The organism is Clostridium sp. JN-9, from assembly GCF_004103695.1.
In the GTDB taxonomy this organism is placed as follows: Bacteria; Bacillota; Clostridia; order Clostridiales; family Clostridiaceae; genus JN-9.
The window spans coordinates 161,936-182,170 of record NZ_CP035280.1 but is presented as its reverse complement, the minus strand read 5'-3'; the positions used below and the strand labels follow the sequence as shown (position 1 = coordinate 182,170).

The 20,235-nt window shown below is 30.4% G+C and carries 14 protein-coding genes and 1 other annotated feature; of the genes, 4 read left to right on the top strand and 10 right to left on the bottom strand.

Annotation, left to right across the window (positions count from 1 at the left end; all coding sequences use genetic code 11):
* Positions 1–18: 18 nt before the first annotated feature.
* From EQM05_RS00905 to ileS, 6 genes are all read right to left on the bottom strand, one after another.
* The gene (locus EQM05_RS00905; RefSeq protein WP_128748062.1) at positions 19–909 is read right to left on the bottom strand and encodes an ABC transporter ATP-binding protein; all 891 of its coding nucleotides are present in this window, start codon (positions 907–909) and stop codon (positions 19–21) included.
* Complete coding sequence (locus EQM05_RS00900) at positions 899–2,551, bottom strand: ABC transporter ATP-binding protein (RefSeq protein ID WP_128748060.1); 1,653 nt, start codon at positions 2,549–2,551, stop codon at positions 899–901. The genes EQM05_RS00905 and EQM05_RS00900 overlap by 11 nt, the downstream gene beginning before the upstream one ends.
* Before the next feature lie 234 nt (positions 2,552–2,785).
* Positions 2,786–3,850 (bottom strand): mannose-1-phosphate guanylyltransferase, encoded by a 1,065-nt coding sequence (locus EQM05_RS00895; protein WP_128748058.1) that lies wholly within the window; start codon positions 3,848–3,850, stop codon positions 2,786–2,788.
* A gap of 77 nt (positions 3,851–3,927) precedes the next feature.
* A complete protein-coding gene (locus tag EQM05_RS00890) occupies positions 3,928–8,001 on the bottom strand; it encodes an AAA domain-containing protein (protein WP_128748056.1) in 4,074 nt (1,357 codons plus the stop codon).
* 173 nt (positions 8,002–8,174) lie between these two features.
* Positions 8,175–9,170 carry a LacI family DNA-binding transcriptional regulator gene (locus EQM05_RS00885; RefSeq protein ID WP_128748054.1) on the bottom strand — a complete coding sequence of 332 codons (996 nt, stop codon included), beginning with the start codon at positions 9,168–9,170 and terminating at the stop codon, positions 8,175–8,177.
* 164 nt (positions 9,171–9,334) lie between these two features.
* Positions 9,335–12,442, bottom strand: a complete 3,108-nt coding sequence (gene ileS / locus EQM05_RS00880) for an isoleucine--tRNA ligase (protein ID WP_128748052.1) — start codon at positions 12,440–12,442, stop codon at positions 9,335–9,337.
* A gap of 95 nt (positions 12,443–12,537) precedes the next feature.
* Positions 12,538–12,791, bottom strand: a binding site (T-box leader).
* A 389-nt stretch (positions 12,792–13,180) separates the two neighbouring features.
* Between ileS and EQM05_RS00875 the strand changes: the two genes are divergently transcribed.
* Both EQM05_RS00875 and EQM05_RS00870 read left to right on the top strand, forming a co-directional pair.
* On the top strand, positions 13,181–13,699 hold the full coding sequence (locus EQM05_RS00875; RefSeq protein ID WP_128748050.1) for a sigma-70 family RNA polymerase sigma factor: 519 nt from the start codon (positions 13,181–13,183) through the stop codon (positions 13,697–13,699).
* 13 nt (positions 13,700–13,712) lie between these two features.
* Positions 13,713–14,846: a DUF4179 domain-containing protein gene (locus tag EQM05_RS00870; RefSeq protein ID WP_128748048.1), complete on the top strand. Its 1,134-nt coding sequence runs from the start codon at positions 13,713–13,715 to the stop codon at positions 14,844–14,846.
* Between the two features lie 150 nt (positions 14,847–14,996).
* Here the strand turns inward: EQM05_RS00870 and EQM05_RS00865 are convergent, their stop codons facing one another.
* Positions 14,997–15,164 (bottom strand): hypothetical protein, encoded by a 168-nt coding sequence (locus EQM05_RS00865; protein ID WP_205694152.1) that lies wholly within the window; start codon positions 15,162–15,164, stop codon positions 14,997–14,999.
* Positions 15,165–15,437: 273 nt separating this feature from the next.
* Here EQM05_RS00865 and EQM05_RS00860 point away from each other — a divergent pair, with 273 nt between their 5' ends.
* Positions 15,438–15,653 (top strand): helix-turn-helix transcriptional regulator, encoded by a 216-nt coding sequence (locus EQM05_RS00860; protein ID WP_128748044.1) that lies wholly within the window; start codon positions 15,438–15,440, stop codon positions 15,651–15,653.
* A 238-nt stretch (positions 15,654–15,891) separates the two neighbouring features.
* Here EQM05_RS00860 and EQM05_RS00850 read toward each other — a convergent pair whose 3' ends face one another.
* Positions 15,892–17,217 (bottom strand): S41 family peptidase, encoded by a 1,326-nt coding sequence (locus tag EQM05_RS00850; RefSeq protein ID WP_128748042.1) that lies wholly within the window; start codon positions 17,215–17,217, stop codon positions 15,892–15,894.
* A 209-nt stretch (positions 17,218–17,426) separates the two neighbouring features.
* Between EQM05_RS00850 and EQM05_RS00845 the strand changes: the two genes are divergently transcribed.
* The gene (locus EQM05_RS00845; protein WP_164917156.1) at positions 17,427–18,737 is read left to right on the top strand and encodes a helix-turn-helix transcriptional regulator; all 1,311 of its coding nucleotides are present in this window, start codon (positions 17,427–17,429) and stop codon (positions 18,735–18,737) included.
* A gap of 500 nt (positions 18,738–19,237) precedes the next feature.
* Here the strand turns inward: EQM05_RS00845 and EQM05_RS00840 are convergent, their stop codons facing one another.
* Complete coding sequence (locus tag EQM05_RS00840) at positions 19,238–19,744, bottom strand: AAA family ATPase (RefSeq protein ID WP_128748039.1); 507 nt, start codon at positions 19,742–19,744, stop codon at positions 19,238–19,240.
* A gap of 130 nt (positions 19,745–19,874) precedes the next feature.
* Entirely contained in the window at positions 19,875–20,150 is a 276-nt protein-coding gene (locus tag EQM05_RS00835; protein WP_128750992.1) for a CD3324 family protein, read from the bottom strand.
* Positions 20,151–20,235: the final 85 nt, after the last annotated feature.

The window sequence follows — 20,235 nt, the reverse complement described above, 5'->3', positions numbered from 1 at the left end:
TAAGAAAGTTGAAAAGTTTTAAAACAAATAGCTTGCATTACCTTGAAGCTTAATGACTGATATAACAGCTCCTATAGTAGTATATCCTTTTAGTGCCATAAACAATCCCACTGCCATTAAACCAATGTTATTGATATTTTCAAAAAAAGTATTATTTGTTTCTAATAATGCATTGTATTTTTCACGTTTTTCATAATCATGTTGTAATTTTTTTGTAACTGATTTGAATTTGTTGTAAAAATATCCCTCACTGCCATTCATTTTAATATCAATAAATCCATCATAAATATCAATTATATTTTGATACAGATTACCATATTCTTTCTGATATTCACCTGAATATGCATTTACCTTTCTGCTGATAAAATAATTCACTAAAACAGAAAATAACCCCAGCATAATTGCAAGAATTCCAAGAAAATAATTTATGTAGATCATTGATACCATGGCAACCCCACCATGAATGATTGCAAAACATAAATTGGGAATGTATTTTAAATAAACATCTTCAAGTGTATCAATATCTTTAGTCATCCTTGATAATATATCACCTGAACTATATTTTTCATAAGTATCAACTTTAATGTTTTCTATATGACCAAATGAATCCTTCTTAATCGCCCCAATAGTACTTCTTACACAATAATTTTTAATTTTCATTATAATGGGCTCAAAAACAAATGCTATTAAAAATGAAACAATTGCTATATAGAAGGCCTTTCGAATCAATTTAATATTATGATATGCAATGGCGTCAATAACCTCCTTAAGTATAAAAGCTAGTACTATATTATAACATATTGATATAATTGCACTATCTGCTATTGTAAAGATAAAGTATATTGGAGTTTTTTTATTCATAATCTGCATGATTTTTTTAAAGTACTTCATTCCATTTTTATTGTTCATATAAATTCCCTCTGTTCAATATCATAATTTTATCTTTATCATCAACTATCCCCATTCTATGTGTAACTATAATAGAGCACTTTCCATTACATATTTTATAAAAACCTTCCTTGACCTTCTCTTCACTTTTCAAATCAAGCATAGAAGTTGGTTCATCAAATATGAATATTGAACCATTTTTTATTACTGCTCGTGCTATGGCTAACCTTTTGCATTGTCCTCCAGAGAGTTTCACTCCTCCACTTCCTACCAAAGTATCATAACCATCAGGCAGTGCTTCAATAAATTCATTTGCATAGGCTAACTTAGCAGCTTTAATAACATATTGCCTGCTTACATTTTTACCCATTGATATATTTTCTTCTATTGTACCTCGAAATATATATGGGTGCTGTGGTACATATGATATTAATTTTCTTATTGATGCAGCATTCTCTGATGTCAGCATTACGCCTCTAACATTGATATTCCCTTGAAATTTAGTGTATAATCCACATATTATTTTTAGTAAAGTACTTTTCCCAGCGCCGCTTTCACCAATTATTTTAACATGATCTTTTCTATTCAATTCCAAATTAATATTATTCAGTATATTAGCTTTCATATCATCATATTTAAAAGAAAGGTGGTGAATCTCTATCTCTTTTATCTCATTATTAGCTTGTCCAAAATTAGCTTGTATATTCTCTTCTTGCTCAAATTTGGTTATTATATGAATGTCTTGCAATGCAGGCTTTATTTCACGTAATCCTTTTATAATATCAAGAAATGATTCTATTGGTGATATAATATACCAAATAATCACATTTGAAGCAATGAGCTGCCCTAATGTTATTTCACTGGAAAAACTTAAATAACCGCCATAAAGAGGAATAATTAACTGTGGAATATACCTCAGCAAAATAAATATCCTGCCTAATATAGAATTCATTTTGTCTTTTTCTTTTTCCTTATTAGCAATAGTATTTACTTGGTTTGAATATTTATCTAAAAAATATGGCTGCAGTCCGAATGCTTTCATTACATAAAAACCACTGATTACATCTTTTGTAATTGTATTTAATTTAGATTTTTCATCCAGTATTCCTCTTGTTTTTCTTTGAATTGGCTTAGACAAATGATTGTAAACTACAGTTGAAACAGGAATTAACACACATGAAACAATTAATAATTTGTAACTAATATTTGCAAAATAAATACAACTAACTATAGCAATTATGGGGTTAGCTGCTATACCTGCTATATTACCAACATAATCTTGTATTAACTCAATTTCATTATTAAAAACAGAAAGAATATTTGCTGAACTATACTTCTCTTTTAGTGATAGTGGAGTATGTATGATTTTTACTCCTATTAAGTTTCTCACATTGTTTGAAAATTCAGCTTTGCATTTAATTTTCATATATTGTTCAAGATAATAGCTAATTACCTGCATTATTATTGCAAAAAAAGAGATAGGCAAAGCATTTATAAATTTATCATAATCATGATTAACAACAAAATCAGTAAGACTAGCAATTTTATAAATTAAAAAAATTGCTAAGCCTGATTCTATGAGACTAAAACAGCATTGCCATACTATTGACCATATTCCTTTTTTAGATAATAGAAATGTTTTAAAAAAGTTTTTCTCATTCAAAACAAATTTTTCCCCCCTTCTCTAAAAAAGTTTATCTATAACTGCCATATATAATGACATCATCTGAACCGTAAATATTCATTAATATCACTTTATCATATGAAATATTCCACAAAGGTAATTAATATCCTCTAAGTTTTAATAAAAAAGTAAAAATTGTAAACTCCGTTTCCAACTCTTACTAAGGGTCAGGTACCTTAATCAAAAAATTATAAAGCTGGTGAAGCACCAGCTTTATAAATATTTATTAAGATCCTTATCTTTCATAACATTTATCAAATGTTTTATCTCCTGATCTCTGCTTTTATTCATAACTAAAAGCACATCTCCGGCATCAACTATTACTATATCCTTTATTCCGAACCCAATTACAAGTCTTTCCCCGGCAAATACTATACAATCCTCACTTTGTTCCAAAAAAGTATTTCCTACTACATTATTTCCCCGGAAATTTTGTAGAAACCTGCTTAATGAGTCGAAATTACCTATATCATCCCAATCAAATTCACATTTAATAACATATGCCCTTCTTGTCTTCTGCATGATTCCAAAATCCACGGATATTCCATCGATAAGTGAATATTCCTGTCTAATTATCTGCTCTTCTTCTTCACTATCCAGTGCCTGATAAATATTCATCATGCTTTTGTACATTTTAGGAAGGTACCTTTCCATCTCCCGTAAATATACATCTGCTCTCCATATAAACATTCCGCTGTTCCAAAGATAGGTTCCTTTTAAAAGCAAATCTTTTGCTACTTCAATGTTTGGTTTTTCCAGGAATCTTTCTACCTTGTATGTGGGTATTTCACCAATAGTTCTCTCTCCCATTTCGATATATCCATAACCAGTCTCAGCTCTAGTGGGTACAACCCCTATGGTAATAAGCCCCCTTCTTTTATCCACTATATCAATTGCCTGAGTTATGGTATCAGTATACATTTTTTCATTTTCTATATAATGGTCAGAAGGAAGAACGATCATTGTTGCATCATTATCCTTTTTTAACAGCTTTACAGCTGAAAGACCAATACATGTTGCAGTTTCTTTATTCTCAGGTTCTGCAAATATATTCTTTCTATCAATTTCAGGTAACTCCTGGTATATCTTTTCAATATACTGCTCATTTGTAACAACATATATATTTTCCTTACTTACAATTGGCTTTATTCTATCCACAGTTGCTCTTAGAAAGCTCTTATTATCTATTATCTTTAAAAATTGTTTTGGATTTTCTGTTCTTGATAGTGGATATAACCTTGTTCCTTTTCCTCCTGCAAGAATTAGTGCATATAACAACAATGTTCACTCCCAAAAATGCTATATCTTATCATATGTAAAACATGGCCAATAGGTGAAAATGGAACAATTTATATTTATATTATTTGAAGTTTTTTAACTGACTCATTGCTGGTACATTTTTCTATTCCCAATTCATTAAGCTTATCACAGACTTTCTCCAGTGTATCCTCCTTATTTAAATAATATTCGCTGGCTTTTATTCTAATAAAATTCCACCCTATCCTTTCCAGGTTAATTTGCTGCATTAGTGCACTAGCTATATCCATATTATTATCCTTGTCGCCTTCACATATTACAGCTGCCTTATTGCTTTCCCCTTCAATGATAAAATCAATGTTATAAACTCCAATTTTAATTTGGGGAATAATTTTATAGCCCATTTCTTTTATTCTGCTGTATATTTCTCTTTGAAGCTTATATTTAAATATATAATTTAAATTAAATTCATATTTGTACTCTCCATAGTTTTCACAATATTTAAGAAGTGCATATCTGGCACAATTAGGGTTTAAATCCTTTAAATCAATAGAATGAAATACCCACATTTGATTTCTTGCTCTGCTTCCAGCTACATTAAATCTTCTCCTGTCACTTTCCTTAGTTAAAGGAGCAAATTTCATATTATTTGCAACTACCATAGACAGGAACATAACATCTCTTTCATCCCCTTGAAAAGAATACGCATCTCCGCAGATTAATTTTCTTCTAAGGAGTTCTTTTTCGCCTAGCCTATTTCTTAATAAATCTTCTATGAGCTGGCTTTGATCATCTCCAAGCAGTGATATTACTCCCATTGACATACCACTGTAATTTTTATTATTGCAGCACTCTATAACCTTTCCCACCAGCTCTGTGGCTTCCTTTATATTTACTGATTTCTTTTCATCCCTTAATGCATTTTCAACCTTTACTGCTGCTATTGGAGGGTTTAAAGAGTTTTTGCTGTCAACTTTTCTAAGAGGTATTATGCTTTTGTTATAGTAAAAACTATTGCTGAATTGAATTATCTCAGGAACGGACCTAAAATGCTCCTTAAGCATAAGTCTGTTAGGAAATACTCTTAATGCAGTATCATATAAGCTTGCCCTTAAATCGAACCACTGAGCCTGAGGGATTTCATTTAAATATTCTTTTATTAATCTGTTTACTGAAATCTCCTCAATTCCTATATTTTCAGGACCAATCTGCTTGTCATCTCCAACTATAACTGCCTTTTTGGCCCTCATAAGTGCGCATATTGAAAATATATCGCTTTGACTGCTTTCATCAAATATTATTACATCAAATTTCTCTTTAGATAATTTAAAATTTTCTATTACCTTATTAAATGGCATTATCCACACAGGTATAATATTTCTGCAGTTTTCTATTTCAGTCTGTGCTATTCTTCTATAAGTGGTTACAAGCTTTCCTTTGCCATTTCCAATTCTCTTAACAGCCTCCATCCATGAAATTAATTTTCTTTGTTCAGTTTGTGAAATAACCTTTATCTGATTTAACCATGTTTTCTTTCCAATTAATGAATTTATAATAAAGCTTTCAAGGTTTTTCTTTTGTCTGTATTCATCAATTAAAGCTTCATTATCAATACTGTTGACTTTATTAATATAGCAGTACAGCTGTTTCCACTTCCATGCCTTATTAAAGTGTTTATATTTTCTATAGTCATTAGTATTTAACAATTCCTCTGTAAGTTCAGGGCAGACTTTTTTAAGTTTGTCCAAAATATTATCAAGCTCTATTACATCTCCTTTTCTTATTCTTAATCTTTCAATATTGTCATAGCAGTGTTTAATTTTGTTTAAATCGTTGGTTTCAATGGCTGTATAAAGCTCCTCTAATCCCCTCACTGACATTATTAATTTCTTTAGCACAATGAAATATGCCTTTAGATTTTCATATTCATCCATATTCTTAATGCTGTTAACTGCTTTTATTATTTTATTAAAAGTATTAATGCTGTACCAGTTTAAATTTTCAGGAATTCTAATGTCATGAAGTCTGTCTATGATATCTTTTTTTACATCAGTATCCCAGCTGCAAAGCATACTGATGTTTTCAATATACTGCTCTATTTTAATAATTGGCTCATGATTATTTACTTTAACTTTTTCCATATCATATTGACTTGCAAATAAATTCCATGTGCAGATAAGCTGCTGCTGAATTTCCTTTCTTTCTAAATATAATCTCACAGCAATAATCTGATCTGTAGTGCATATACTTTCTGTATCTACTTTGCAATCCTTCAGTATATACATACAATTTCTATTAATAGCTTTAAAAATCACTCCAATATGACCTTTAGATATAAATTTATCATATACCTTGTCAAAATCATCAGTGAATTTTGCCATTGGCACCTGACTTGGGATTTCTATTAGATGTTTACCTGTTTCTTCGTCTAATCTGCTTATCTTCAGCAAATAGCTATTGCATTTATACAAAATATTGCGTACATTATCTCTTACAGTTTTGCTTTTTCTAAATGTCCTTATAAAGTTTTCCATACCACAATTCTCAAATTTATTTAAACAATTAATTGCATTGTATGCCGATTCACAAAGGTTGTCCAAATTGCATTTAGTACTTCTAGGTATCTGCCATCCTGTTAAGTTCTCCTTAAACTTGTCCACATCAGCTGCAAGCTTGTTCAAATTTTGCATTTTATCAGATATTTCTTCATAACATGGCAGTTTATCTAATAGAGGCTTCATTAAATTTATCTGCTTAATATCATCTTTCCCTAAGAAAGTTAATAATTCTATAATTCTATTAAATTCTTCATTTGATAACGGATTCACCTGGCTTATGTTTACTTTGTCTTTTATATAAGAATATTCATTTTCGTTGTCTTTTATCCATTTAACCACATCTGCCATTTTATAGTTTTTACCGTTAACATTAATATCTGAACCTTCGGCTTTACTGTAATTTCTAAGCTTTTCTTCCAATTCTCTTTGTTGTTTCTTATTTTCTCTTAACTCCTCCTCCAGATCTTTTATATCATTACATAGACTTTCCCTATCAACAGATAAATTATCTACAATTTGTCTTACACTTAAATCCATATTCTCTATGGAGCCAGTTTCATTACTGGTTACATTCATGCAGAGGGGTCTTATTTCCTTTGGTATTTTATCAGATAATACTTTAAGTGCTCTATCTGTTTCACTAGTTACCAGAACTTTTTTCCCATGGGCTAACAAATGACATATTAGATTTGCTATAGTATGGCTCTTGCCGGTTCCAGGAGGCCCTTCAACCACAACCCCGTAATTGTCACAGAGTCTTCTCACAATTTCTCTCTGCTCTTCATTTGAAGGTAATGGGAATAATATATTCTTTTTCACTTCATTCCATTGACTTTTATCATAATCGCTTTGTACAATCTCCTTCTCCTCCACTAATGCTTCAACGGGCTTAGGTATATCATAATCATCATCTATATACTTTATTGTATCTTCTAACTCTTTCTCCCATAAATTGATATTATTTTTTCTTACAATAATTACTGGTGAATTATAAATATAAGGCTCATCTGTTGCATTTACCTTACTTATCCCTGCAAAATTATCATTATATGATATTTTAAAATCTGAAGCCTTGCATTTCTTTACGATTTCATCCAAAACAGGCTTTATTTCATCAAATTTCCTTGGGTCTATGCACATAAAATTAAACTCTTTTTCAATATTAATTAATTCATCCATGGGAAATTCATTAATACCTCTTAAAAAGTTGGTTTCCATTTTTGTTTTACCAATTGGAGTTAATAACAAAGCTTCCAGCTTTTCATCAAAAGTAATTTCCATTTTAGTTATAAAAAATGGATGAATTATTTTTTGTTCGCCTGTGTCCCATTCAAACAGTCCATGTCCCCATATAATTTCGGTTTTCTCACCATTCTTTTCTTTATCCAGTAATATTCTAAAAAACTGATCATATATTCCCTTGGCCTTTTTATTTATTTTCAGCCACCATTCTTTTGAGCTGTCCCTTGATACAATGCATCCTCCCATATGGTTTAAGTCGGACTCCCAATAGCTTTTATCATAGTCAGAAACATTCCTTATTTTTTTATTGCTAAGTCTTTTAATCTGCAAAAGATAATTAAAAATGTCCTTAATTTTATTTCTATTTTCCATAGTCCCACCACCAACCTATATACTATTTACTTTTATGTAAGATTATACCATCATAGCTCCATATATTCAAAAAAATCGTTATACAATATTTATTTATTAATGACATTATTTTTAGACTATTTTTTGCAAAAAAAAGTGATATGCAATAATGGCATATCACTTTTTTTATTTGTTTATTTGCATGAATCTCTTTCTACCAGTTCATAGTCAAGAACATAATTATTTGTTTCAGCAGGCTGTTTGTTAATAAGTTTTATCAGCATTCTCATTCCAAAGGATCCCATGTCATACATAGGCTGAGATATTGTTGTAATCTTAGGATAAAAAACAGAAGCTGAATTTATATTGCCAAAGCCCATTACATCTACTTCTTCTGGGACCTTTATTCTTCTGTCCCTCAATGCATTAATTGCACCCATTGCAATTTCGTCACTAGCACAAAATAATGCATCAACCTTCTTATTATCAAATATTTTATTAGCACCGGTATAGCCGTCAATTGATTTTAAGCCGCCAAATGAAACTATGGAATCATCTATATCTATATTATTTTCCCCCAAAGCTTTTTTATAGCCTAAATATCTTAAAGCTGAGGCATTTAATTCGTCCTCATGGGAGCCAATGAATCCAATGCTCTTGTTTCCCTTATTTATTAAATACTGTACTGCATCTAAAGCTGCTCCTGTGTTGTCTATACTTACACTTGGAAATTCCTCTTCTTTGTCCCTGGTTTCAACAAGTACTGTTGGCAGCTGAAGTTCCTTAATTAATTGAATAACACTTTGTTCAAGTGAATTACTCATGTATAAAACGCCATCTACCATCTTTTCCTTAAGAACCCTTAAATACTCCTTTTCCTTCTCTGGATCCAGATCAGTGTTGCAAAGCATTATATTGTAATCGTATATATTGGCTCCGTCCTCTGCACCTCTTACTATTTCTGGATAAACAGGTATGGATATGTCAGGAATAATAATTCCTATGGTTTTTGTTCTTTGAGTTTTTAAACTTCTAGCTACTATATTTGGTCTGTATCCTAATTTATTTATAGCCTCAATAACCTTTTTCTTGGTTTCTTCATTAACTACATCCACGTCATTTAATACTCTGGATACGGTTGCAATTGACACCCCTGCTTCTCTTGCCACATCTTTGATTGATGCTGCCATATTATCAACTCCCATTTAATTTCTATTACATATTTATAATATTATACTAGTATAACCTTTTCAATACAAGGTAGTTTGTGTTATTTTGCAGGTTTGAGTATACTTTTTTGCAAATATGTTAAAAAAACAGGGCATAATATTTATTTACCATACCCTGTTCAACACTATTCTACAACTTTTACTGACAATTTAAAGTCTTCACCATTAATTTTGCAATCTGAATATTCTGCAGGTTCATTATAAAATACTGAGACAGCCAGAGTTTCTTTTTTAATTTCATCTTCATATTTTCTTACTATAGCTTCAAGCATTTTATTGTATCCAACATATAAGTTTATCTTATCTGCAACCTGGAAGCCGCTGTCTTTTCTCATATTTTGTATCTTACTTAAAATTTCTCTTAAATACCCTTCTTCTTTTAATTCATCTGTAATTGTTGTTTCTAAAACAACCCCTATTTCACCTTCGCCAGCAAATGCAAAGCCTTCTAATCCCTGCATTGTTACCAGTAAATTTTCTTTGGTAAGTTCAATGGTATTTCCCTGAACATCTACTTTTACGGTGCCGCCATTATTAATAGTTTGTGCCAGGTTCATCTGATTCATTTCTGATATTGCTTTTCTGATTCCAGGAATCAGCTTTCCATAAGCCTTTCCAAGCACAGGCAGATTTGGTTTAATTTCAAAGCTTACATACTTAGACAAGTCTGCTCCAAACTCAACCTTTTTGATATTTAATTCATCCATTATAATATCATCATAATATTCAGGAAGTGATTTAGTGCTCATGAGCATTTCACTTAGAGGCTGTCTGTTCTTTATATTAGCTGAATTTCTAGCGCTTCTTCCAAGCTTTACCACTGTATAAGCTAAATCCATATCCTTCTCTAAACTGCTGTCAACAAGGCTTTCGTCATAATTTGGCCACTTGCAGAGATGGACACTTTCAACTGCATTAGGATCCATGCTTACAACAAGACTTTGATATATGGTTTCAGTTATAAATGGTATAAAAGGTGCGGCAACCTTTGATAAGGTTACTAAAACATTATATAAAGTAGTATAAGCACCTATTTTATCATCTGTAAGCTCTGTTGACCAGTATCTTGCTCTGTTTCTTCTTACATACCAGTTTGAAAGTCTATCTACAAAGTCTTCTATTGTCAATGCTGCCTGAGTTATTCTGTAATTATCAAGATGTTCTTCAACCTGCTTTATTAAAGTATTTAATTTTGATATTATCCATCTATCCATTACATTTTCAGAAACAAAATCTGCATATTTTAAAGGATCAAATTTATCTATTTCAGCATAAAGTACATAAAATGAATATACATTCCATAGTGTACTTATAAACTTTCTTTGAGCTTCTGCAACATCTTCCTCGGAAAATCTAGTTGGAAGCCATGGTGCACTGGCTGTATAAAAATGCCACCTGGTAGCATCTGCTCCTTCTTTTTCTAATACTGTAAATGGATCCACAACATTTCCCTTATGTTTTGACATTTTAAGACCGTGTTTATCCAAAACATGCCCCAAAACAACACAATTTTCAAAGGGATTTGTATCAAATAAAGCTGTGGAAATAGCAAGCAGTGTATAGAACCATCCTCTTGTCTGGTCAACAGCCTCAGATATAAATTGTGCAGGAAAATTTTTTTCAAATACTTCCTTGTTTTCAAAAGGATAATGATGCTGTGCAAATGGCATAGAACCTGAATCAAACCAGCAGTCAATTACTTCATGGGTTCTTGTCATTTCTTTGCCGCACTTAGGACATCTAAGCTTAACATTGTCTATATAAGGTTTGTGGAATTCCAAATCCTTAGGAACATTTATCCCCTTTTCCTCCAGCTCAGCCCTGCTGCCTATGCATTCTCTATGTCCACACTGACACTCCCATATTGGAAGTGGTGTACCCCAATATCTGTCTCTGCTTATTCCCCAGTCTATTACATTCTCAAGGAACTTCCCAAATCTTCCTGTCCTTATGTTATCAGGATACCAATTTACTTTATTGTTGTTCTCAAGCAGCTTATCTCTTAAAGATGTCATCTTTACAAACCAGCTGTCCCTAGGATAATAAAGCAATGGTGTATCACATCTCCAGCAGTGAGGATATGAGTGGGTAAATTTTTCTGATTTATAAAGTATGCCTGTTTCCTTCATGTACTCTAATATTTTAGGGTCTGCTTTCTTTACAAAAATCCCTTTCCAGGGCTCTACGCAGTCAACAAATTTTCCTTCTCCATCCACAAGGTTTATAAGTGGTAATCCATATTTCTTGCCTAATAAATTATCGTCTTCACCATAAGCAGGAGCAATGTGTACTATTCCAGTACCATCTGTTAAAGTAACAAAGTCTCCGTGTACAATATAGAATGCTTTTTCCTTAGGAGTATAGAATGGGAACAGCTGCTCATATTCCATTCCTAATAATTTTTCTCCCTTGAATTCATTGACTATTTCATATTCACCTTCAAGTACATTTAATAACTTTTTAGCAAGTATTAAATTTTCACCATTATTCACTACTTCTACATAATCATACTTTTTATTTACAGCAAGAGCTACGTTGCTTGGCAGTGTCCATGGTGTTGTTGTCCATGCAAGTATATATTTATTTTCTTCACCTTTTACTTTAAATTTAACAAAAGCTGTAGACTCTCTTACGTCTTTATAGCCCTGGGCAACTTCGTGAGATGAAAGGGCTGTGCCGCATCTTGGGCAGTATGGTATAACTTTGTGGCCTTTATATAAAAGGCCTTTATCCCACATCTGCTTTAATGCCCACCACACAGATTCTATATAATCATTATGGTATGTCACATATGGATGATCCATATCTACCCAGAATCCAAGCTTCTCAGACATATCCTTCCACATATTAGCATAAGTAAATACGCTTTCCTTACACTGTTTAACAAAAGCTTCTACACCATATTCCTCGATTTGCTGTTTGCCGGATATACCCAGTTTCTTTTCTATTTCAAGTTCTACAGGAAGTCCATGAGTATCCCATCCTGCCTTTCTTAAAACCTTATATCCCTTCATTACCTTGTATCTTGGAATTAAATCCTTAATAACCCTTGTAAGCACATGGCCCACATGAGGCTTTCCATTTGCAGTTGGAGGTCCGTCATAAAATGTAAAATACTCTCCATCTTTATTAAGTGCAAAACTTTTTTCAACTATTTTATTTTCTTTCCATAGCTTTAGTACATCAGATTCTAATTCTACAAAGCTTTTTGAAGAATCTACTTTCTTATACATTATCTTTAACTCCCTTCATATTTCCCATCTTTCTGCATGAGCAGCCCATTTTACGTAATACTATGCTGCAATTATAAAATAAAAAACTCCATCCTGATTAGGACGGAGAAATAACCGCTATACCACCTATGGTGAACTTATAATTCAAGTACAACAAATATTATAACAACATCTATGATACTCTATTCTTTAACGCAGAATTACGTAATAGTTTACTTGCCTAAAATAGTTCAGATTTTCAATATTAAGCTCCCAGGTGATTTTTATTAGATTCCTTCTATGGGTTTCCATCAGCTCCCACTCTCTTTAAGAAAAAAGTCCAATTACTTTTCCTGATCAAAGCCTTTAGAATATTATATTATATACGTTTTTTGTTGTCAAATATTTTATATGCAAAAATATTCAGTATAAAACTCCATAGTATTCTACACCATGATACGGTATATATCTCCATATCTCAATGTTATAGGTGGTATACTTTTAGCTCTAATTTTTGGTATACTTTATTTTATCATTCACATGTATATAAATAACTTTATATGCAACCATTTTATTTTATTTTAAGTCTAATAAGTGTAAAGTGAGCAGCTTCAAATTTATCAGACTGAGTTTAGTAATGATATTGAAAATGAATAATTTAAGCTTTACAACATATGCGCATATGAATTTTATGACCTTTATGCATAACCCGACTATAAGAATGGAAGTTTACTCGGTGTTTCGAGGAAGGAGATAACTATGGAATTGCTAATAAAGAAGGCTCAAAATGGAGATGATGAGGCCTTTATTAAGATTATTGATGAATACATGCCTCAGATGTATAAAATAGCAAGATCCAGGCTTAAAAATGAAGAGAGTATAGGTGATGCTATACAAGAAACAATTCTTGCAGCTTTTACTAATATTAAGAAGCTTAATAAACCTTGTTATTTTAAAACCTGGATAATTAAAATTTTAATAAATAAGTGCAATGATATAATAAGCGACGATAAAGTCTTGTATGTAGATGACTATAGTTTACTAGAAAGCACCAATGCTGCTTATGTTGAAAACTCAGAGGAAAAATTAGATTTTGAAAGTATTTTAAATAAACTGCCCTATGAATACAGGCTGGTAATAGTTATGTATTACGTAAGCAGGCTTACAACAAAAGAGATCAGCGAAACACTTAATGAAAAGGAAGGCACCATTAAAAGCAGATTAAGCAGGGCCAGGCAAAAATTAAAATCAGTTTATCTTAATGAAAGTGTATTGTAGGAGGTATTAGATAATGAGTATTAATTTTGAAGATCAAATGGAAAAAATTCTAAATGATGACGTGGTAATACCAGCCAGTGTTTTAAAAAAGAAAGAAATAGCTTTTAATCAAATAAGAAAAAGTAAAAATAATAAATTTAAATTTCAATATAAACATAAGATAGCAGCGGCTGTAGCGGCTGTAGCTATAATTGGAGGAGCTGCCTTTGGAAATACTGCAATAGCCGCGGTGAAGAATTCCTTATTCGGCAATAATTATGGTGTTCAGAAAGCAGTAGATAATGGCTATATTCAAAATGTAGATAATAATATTATGAAAAGCAACGGCGTGGAGATAAAGGTAAGCAATGTTTTAAAAGACAGTAAAAGAGCTGCCCTATCCTTAAATCTAAAGTTTGCTGATAAAGATTCATTGAAATATTTTAAGAATGCTAAGCTTAGCTGCAGTATCAAGACTGATGATGGTAAAGAAATACCTCTTTCTGAAGATTATAGCTGCAGTGTAGATAAAGAAAAAGGAGAATTAGTTTTTAATGATATTCTAAACATTATGGATGGATTTGGTGATGAAAATGCTGTATCAGCAGCAAAGAGCTTCAAAGATATAAATAATTTTAACCTTCAGATCAATAAAATAGAATTGTATGCAGATGCCTCAGCCCAAATAGATCCTAAAACACTACCTAATTTAGACAATGATACCAAGAAACAATTACAAGAAGCAGGAGTAAAGTTATACAAAGTCATTGATGGTACATGGAAGACTAACATAAAACTAGATAACAAATTTAAGGATGTTAAACCAATTGTATTTAAAGCTTCTGAAAAAAATGCCTTTGTAAATATTGTTTCTGCTGAAATGCTGCCTACTGGAATGGATATTACTTTTAACTTTAATAATCAGGTAAAACCTTTAAGTCAAGATACTTTAAAAGATATTGATAATATCACATTGGTAGATGATAAAGGAACCGTATACAAGCCAACAAAATGGGTTGTAGAAACTAGTAATGGTGACAATAAAACTAATGTAACAAAGACTTTTTCCATTACAGCTTTTGATAAGATTAGCAGCTTAAAAATGATTGTCAAAGATTTAAATGGAAATACTCATGAGATTAATCTGCTTAAAGCTTCCTCCAATTAATTAAAAAATTATTGTTTATTTTTATAGAAATTTTGATATAATATAAATAAGAAAAGCTTAGTGCGACAACACTAAGCTAAGTCTTAGAACATTTATTTTGTTTTAGGGCTATTGGATAAAATTATTATGTGAATCTAAGAGCTTAAAGCACTATTCTTTGCTGGATGGGTGCTTTTTCTCTTTGCCATTGATTTCTATGTGAATTCCAAGAAATTTTACATTTATAATTAACTTAGAAATAAAAAGATTATGTTTTAACACTAATCTAATAATATAAATGGCTGCAAAACTCTTTACAATCAAATCTAGCATATCCAATACCACCCCCTAACTATGATGATATATCACCAATAGTCCAAGGGGGATAAAACGTTCAAAACCCCCGCAGCCACCCATCTGCGGTTATCATATTTTACTTGGATATTGTACCATAATTATGTAGAAGCATATAGAGGTATTTACTGGAAGTGGTAATGGATAGTTGAGCTAATTTTTTAAGTGCAAATGGAAAGCTTGCTTGACATAGATAAAAATTAGTCATACACTGATAATGGATAGTGAACTTTACATAGATTGATTGGAGGAATGGTAGTGAAAAATAGACTTGAAGAAATTAGAAAACAACATGGTATTACGCAAGAAGAGCTTGCAAAAAAACTTGAAGTAACAAGACAAACAATCAGTTCACTTGAAAATGGAAGGTATAATCCATCCATAATACTTGCTTTTAAAATCTCAAAGTTGTTTAAGGTCAGCATTGAAGAAATATTTATTTATGAGGGGGACTCTAAAGATGAAGACTTTTAATTATGTATTTATTGGACTATTAATTCTATTGAAATCAAAGCAAAAGCAAAGGCCTTTGATGTTATTGGGATAATATTTGGTATTCTTGTAATTATATATAGTATATTGAAGTACAATTTACTTATAATTTTACTTGCTGCCGCGGCTTATCTGCTTATTTTCATAGTCTATATGGCTTACTTTTCTAAATATCATAAAGAAATGTAAAAAACAAAAACTGGACCAGTTTTTGTTTCCATTAATTTTTATAAGCCTTTGCAGCTTCATAAACATCATCAATTCCTTTAGTGTAATCTATATAGGATTGCTCTATTGGTATATCAGGTGTGAAATTTTCTTCATATTCAGGTGCTAATTCAAAATATTCAGTAGAGTACGAAATTGGAATTTTAGAATTGGGCAATATAAGCTTTTTTATATCACCATAGCAATTTACATTTCCCCCTGTAGGTTCTCCTATGAATATGGCATTAGTTATTTTTTTAAGTGAAACACAGGCAATTACACCAGATGAAAATGTGTTTTTGTCTATTAGCACAAATATTTTACCATTTAGCTTCGTAATATTTGAGAGCTTCCGTGCAAATCCATTCATTAATCCAGAATCTCCACCTCTGTTATATCTTAAATCTATAATGAATTTATCTATTTCTTTATCATTAAGCTCTTTAATTAACTCATCAGTAAACTTATTGAAATCAGGATACTTTTCATAATTTTCAATTCCATAATGTTTTGCAATATTCCTGTCAATGCATTGATTATATTGGAAATACATTATTTTATCATCTGGGATATATTTATACCAAAAAGCATTGTCATAGTCATTCATGTCATTATTATACATAGACACAGTTTTAGTAAGTGAATCCTCTACGCTTACCATATTTTCTAATTTACCAGTCTGTGGTGATAAATTTAATTTTATTATATTACCCTTATCATCACTAAAACTAAACTGAACTTTGTTTTCTTTTGTTATGTTTAGAAACCTTAGTACTTCTGGTATTCGGATAAGTTCTTCATTAAGATTTTTTGACCATTGCTCATTTTCATGAGAGATTAAAGTATTAATCTTAGCCATCACTTCTTTTGTTGGTGTATTGTTCACAGAAATTAAAGTATTACCTAAAAACTTTTCATAATTCCTGTCTATAGCTATTATTTTTAAATCATCACCAAACCAATGTAGTTGAAATGGATAAAGATTAGTACCATCTTTAAATCTTGCCTCTAAATTTACGCGTAAAGCTGTATGAGCATCTCCAACAGAAGCAACTATTTGGGCCAGCTTTAATTTAATTTCATATTCCTTCAGTTCAGGGACTTCTTTTTTTAAGTCACTGAATTCTTTTTCATATTCTTCTTTTGTAATAGTATGGTAGACATTGGTATGTTTTTTTGCCAGATTCTTTTCCAAGTAATTAATATCCTCTATCCATTGTTCATTTGTTAAATTGGAAACATTACTAAGAGTTAAAGCATTGTCCTTTTTTGCAACACCGCAAGATGAAAATATAATAGCTATACATAAAATAGCTATTATCTGAAATTTCATTTTCATAGATATCACCCCCCAGGCATCCCTAGTATGTCCATTATTGACTTTAAATAAATATATAATTAGATTTTGTCAATATTCTTATTTACAATTATCTTATTGTTTATGTAAATATTACCACCACCCATAGCAAATGTAAACATTTAATTTTACATTTGTTAAATTCTGTACTATAATTTACTTGACTAAAATATTTTTATATGGAAGTGCGTATGGATAATATTAAAATTATATCTTCAGGTGAAAAAATTAAAAATATTAGAAAATCATTAGGATTAAAGCAAGATGAAATTACGGGTAATGAAATTACACGTAATCTAATTAGCATGATTGAAAATGACAAAGTTAGGCTTTCCACTAATGCTGCTGAAGTAATTGCCAATAATATCAATAATGTTTGTAAACAAAGGAATATTGATTTTAGGGTTACTGCTTCCTATCTTCTTCAGGATGAAAAGATACAAGCAACTTTGATTGTGGATAAATATATAAAATTTCTAAATGAAAATTCAAATAATTCCTCTATGAATTTATCCGATGACATAGAGGGAATAGACCAGTTCTTAATAAATAACGAGGTAGACATCAATAAAAAAATAACCGTCTATAAAATTATTGGGAATATATTTAATCTTAAAAACGAGTATCATAGCAGTTATACATATTATTTAAAAGCTTTTGAAAATGGTAATAAAATATTATCTAATACAGAATTGGCTGATTTGCTGATTAAACTTATGTATTGTTGCATTAAGCTTAACAGATATAATGAAGCTTTATATTTTGGGAAACTTGTTTTAAATTATAATCAGTTACCAGACAAATTGAAATTTAAATTGTCATTTAATAGTGCATTAGCTTATAAAAAATTAAATTTATATAATGAATCACTTGAAGAAATTAATCATATAACAACTTCAATTAACGAATTGTCTAATGATAATAAATTTAAAATATTTACTCTTAAAGCAAATTGCCTTCAGGAAATTAAATATTATAAAGAAGCCCTGGATGAGTATAAGCATATTTTATCAGTTCTGGGCCCAGGGGATAGGATTAAACAGTTAGTCATTATGTGCAACATGATGGATATCTATATTTATTTTGAAGATATAAAAAATGTTAAAAGATATATTGATAAAATTATTTCTATTGCAGATAATTTGGAGGAATTGCCAAAAGACGATTATGTCCCTCAAATATATTTAGAAATAGCAAATGCAGGGGTTTATATTAACAGCCTGGATATAGCAAAAGATTATTACCGTAAGGCTATTTCTTCTGCAAAACTTACGAAACAATATGAATTGCTGCTTAATTCTTTAGATAAACTTTTTGACATTTACAGTAAAGAAAATAATCTCAACGAGTTAGATAATATTAAAAATGAATTATTAGAGATAATTTCAATAGATAGCAATTTAGAAGTTCATAGGTTAATTTATAAATTCATAGATTTCTATAATACAAATGACGACAAGGATGGTATAAAAGCTTTAATAAAATTTGTTTTGGAAAGGTAAAACTTTATTTTTACCAGGGACCAGGTACCTTACAAAAACTGGAACAGTCTTTATTGTTAATATCCTAAATTAATTGCAAAAATTATTGTTTATTTTTATAAAAAGTTTGATATAATATAAATAAATATGCTTAGTGCAACAACACTAAGTAATCCTTAGAACATTTATTTTGTTTTAGGGCTATTGGATTTAATTTGATATTTAGTAAGAAAAAGTGCTAATCTTCGTTGGATGAGGCACTTTTTTCTTTGCTTTTAACTTCTATATCAAGACCTAAAAGTTTAATCTTAATTTTCAAGTAATGTATCAAGTAATGTATAAAGAGATTATGTTTTAAAAAGTATCTTACTTTTGAGCAACAATGATGGTAACATTTTCAACTTTCCAACTCATTTTTACAGTTATAAAACCAGCTTTTAATGCATCGAAAATCTTTGAATACAGTTTAATTTTATCTTCATGTGAAAAATGATGCATAGTTTGGAAAGGATAACGGGTAGTTACTCACATGTAATTTTTATTATCTTATCTACAGTTTCATTTATAGAAATATTTGTTGTATCAATTTTTACTGTGTTCATATTTTTATATAGCTCAAGACGTTCAAGAATTGTGCTTAATTCTTCGTCATCTCTTAAGTTAAGCTTCACATCATTTAAAATTCTCTCCTTAAGTGTTTCTCCTGAACAAATAAGAGTAACTTTTATAACCTCAAATTCTAAATCGCTTAATGGTTGAAGTAGAAGGTTAAAAATATCTTCATAATGTATAACCCAGTTGAAAATAACATATTCAAATGATGAATTAATAAGAAAATTCCTCAATAAATAAGTTATATTTTTTATAACCATATCTTTATTTTCATCATTTACAGTAAAAGGATTCATCATCCAACACCAATCACCATCGAGCCATACTGAATTGTTGAGTTTTTTATTAAGTTCCCTACTTGTTGCTGTTTTTCCTACACCCATAGTTCCGTTAATTATAATAAGTTTTTTTACCAAATTTAATCCCTCCGTAAAACCTTTATTACAATTCAAATAATATCATTTCATACAATAATTAATCTGCCTAAAACATTTTTCTGAAATAAAAATACGCTATAAGATAAAAACTTAATGACGCATTTTATTATTAATTTTCACTATTCATATTTGATATAATTCTTTGAATACTTTTGGGAGACAAATAATACATTTCAGAAAGAGCTCTTACAGATATACCCTCTTTGTACTTCTTATAAATCTCTGAGTTTCTAATTGAAATTTCCCTTTTACTTTCGGTAGTTTCCCCCCAAGTCCTCCTATTACATTCTTTTCTTGGAATATAAATATATTCACCATCGATATAGTTTTGAATTAATTCTAACAATTCTTCTGGTAATACATCAATTTCTTTAATATAGCTCATTATGCTCCTCCTAAATCTAATGTCTTCATAGGATTGAGCAAAGGCTATTTGATATTTTTTAATCATCAATATTTATGCAATAGCC

Coding starts and splice junctions, on each gene's coding strand:
- EQM05_RS00890 (WP_128748056.1), bottom strand. CDS start 8,001: ATGGAAAATAGAAATAAAATTAAGGACATTTTTAATTATCTTTTGCAG.
- ileS (WP_128748052.1), bottom strand. CDS start 12,442: ATGTATAAGAAAGTAGATTCTTCAAAAAGCTTTGTAGAATTAGAATCT.
- EQM05_RS00850 (WP_128748042.1), bottom strand. CDS start 17,217: ATGAAAATGAAATTTCAGATAATAGCTATTTTATGTATAGCTATTATA.
- EQM05_RS00870 (WP_128748048.1), top strand. CDS start 13,713: ATGAGTATTAATTTTGAAGATCAAATGGAAAAAATTCTAAATGATGAC.
- EQM05_RS00845 (WP_164917156.1), top strand. CDS start 17,427: ATGGATAATATTAAAATTATATCTTCAGGTGAAAAAATTAAAAATATT.
- EQM05_RS00905 (WP_128748062.1), bottom strand. CDS start 909: ATGAACAATAAAAATGGAATGAAGTACTTTAAAAAAATCATGCAGATT.
- EQM05_RS00875 (WP_128748050.1), top strand. CDS start 13,181: ATGGAATTGCTAATAAAGAAGGCTCAAAATGGAGATGATGAGGCCTTT.
- EQM05_RS00835 (WP_128750992.1), bottom strand. CDS start 20,150: ATGAGCTATATTAAAGAAATTGATGTATTACCAGAAGAATTGTTAGAA.
- EQM05_RS00885 (WP_128748054.1), bottom strand. CDS start 9,170: ATGGCAGCATCAATCAAAGATGTGGCAAGAGAAGCAGGGGTGTCAATT.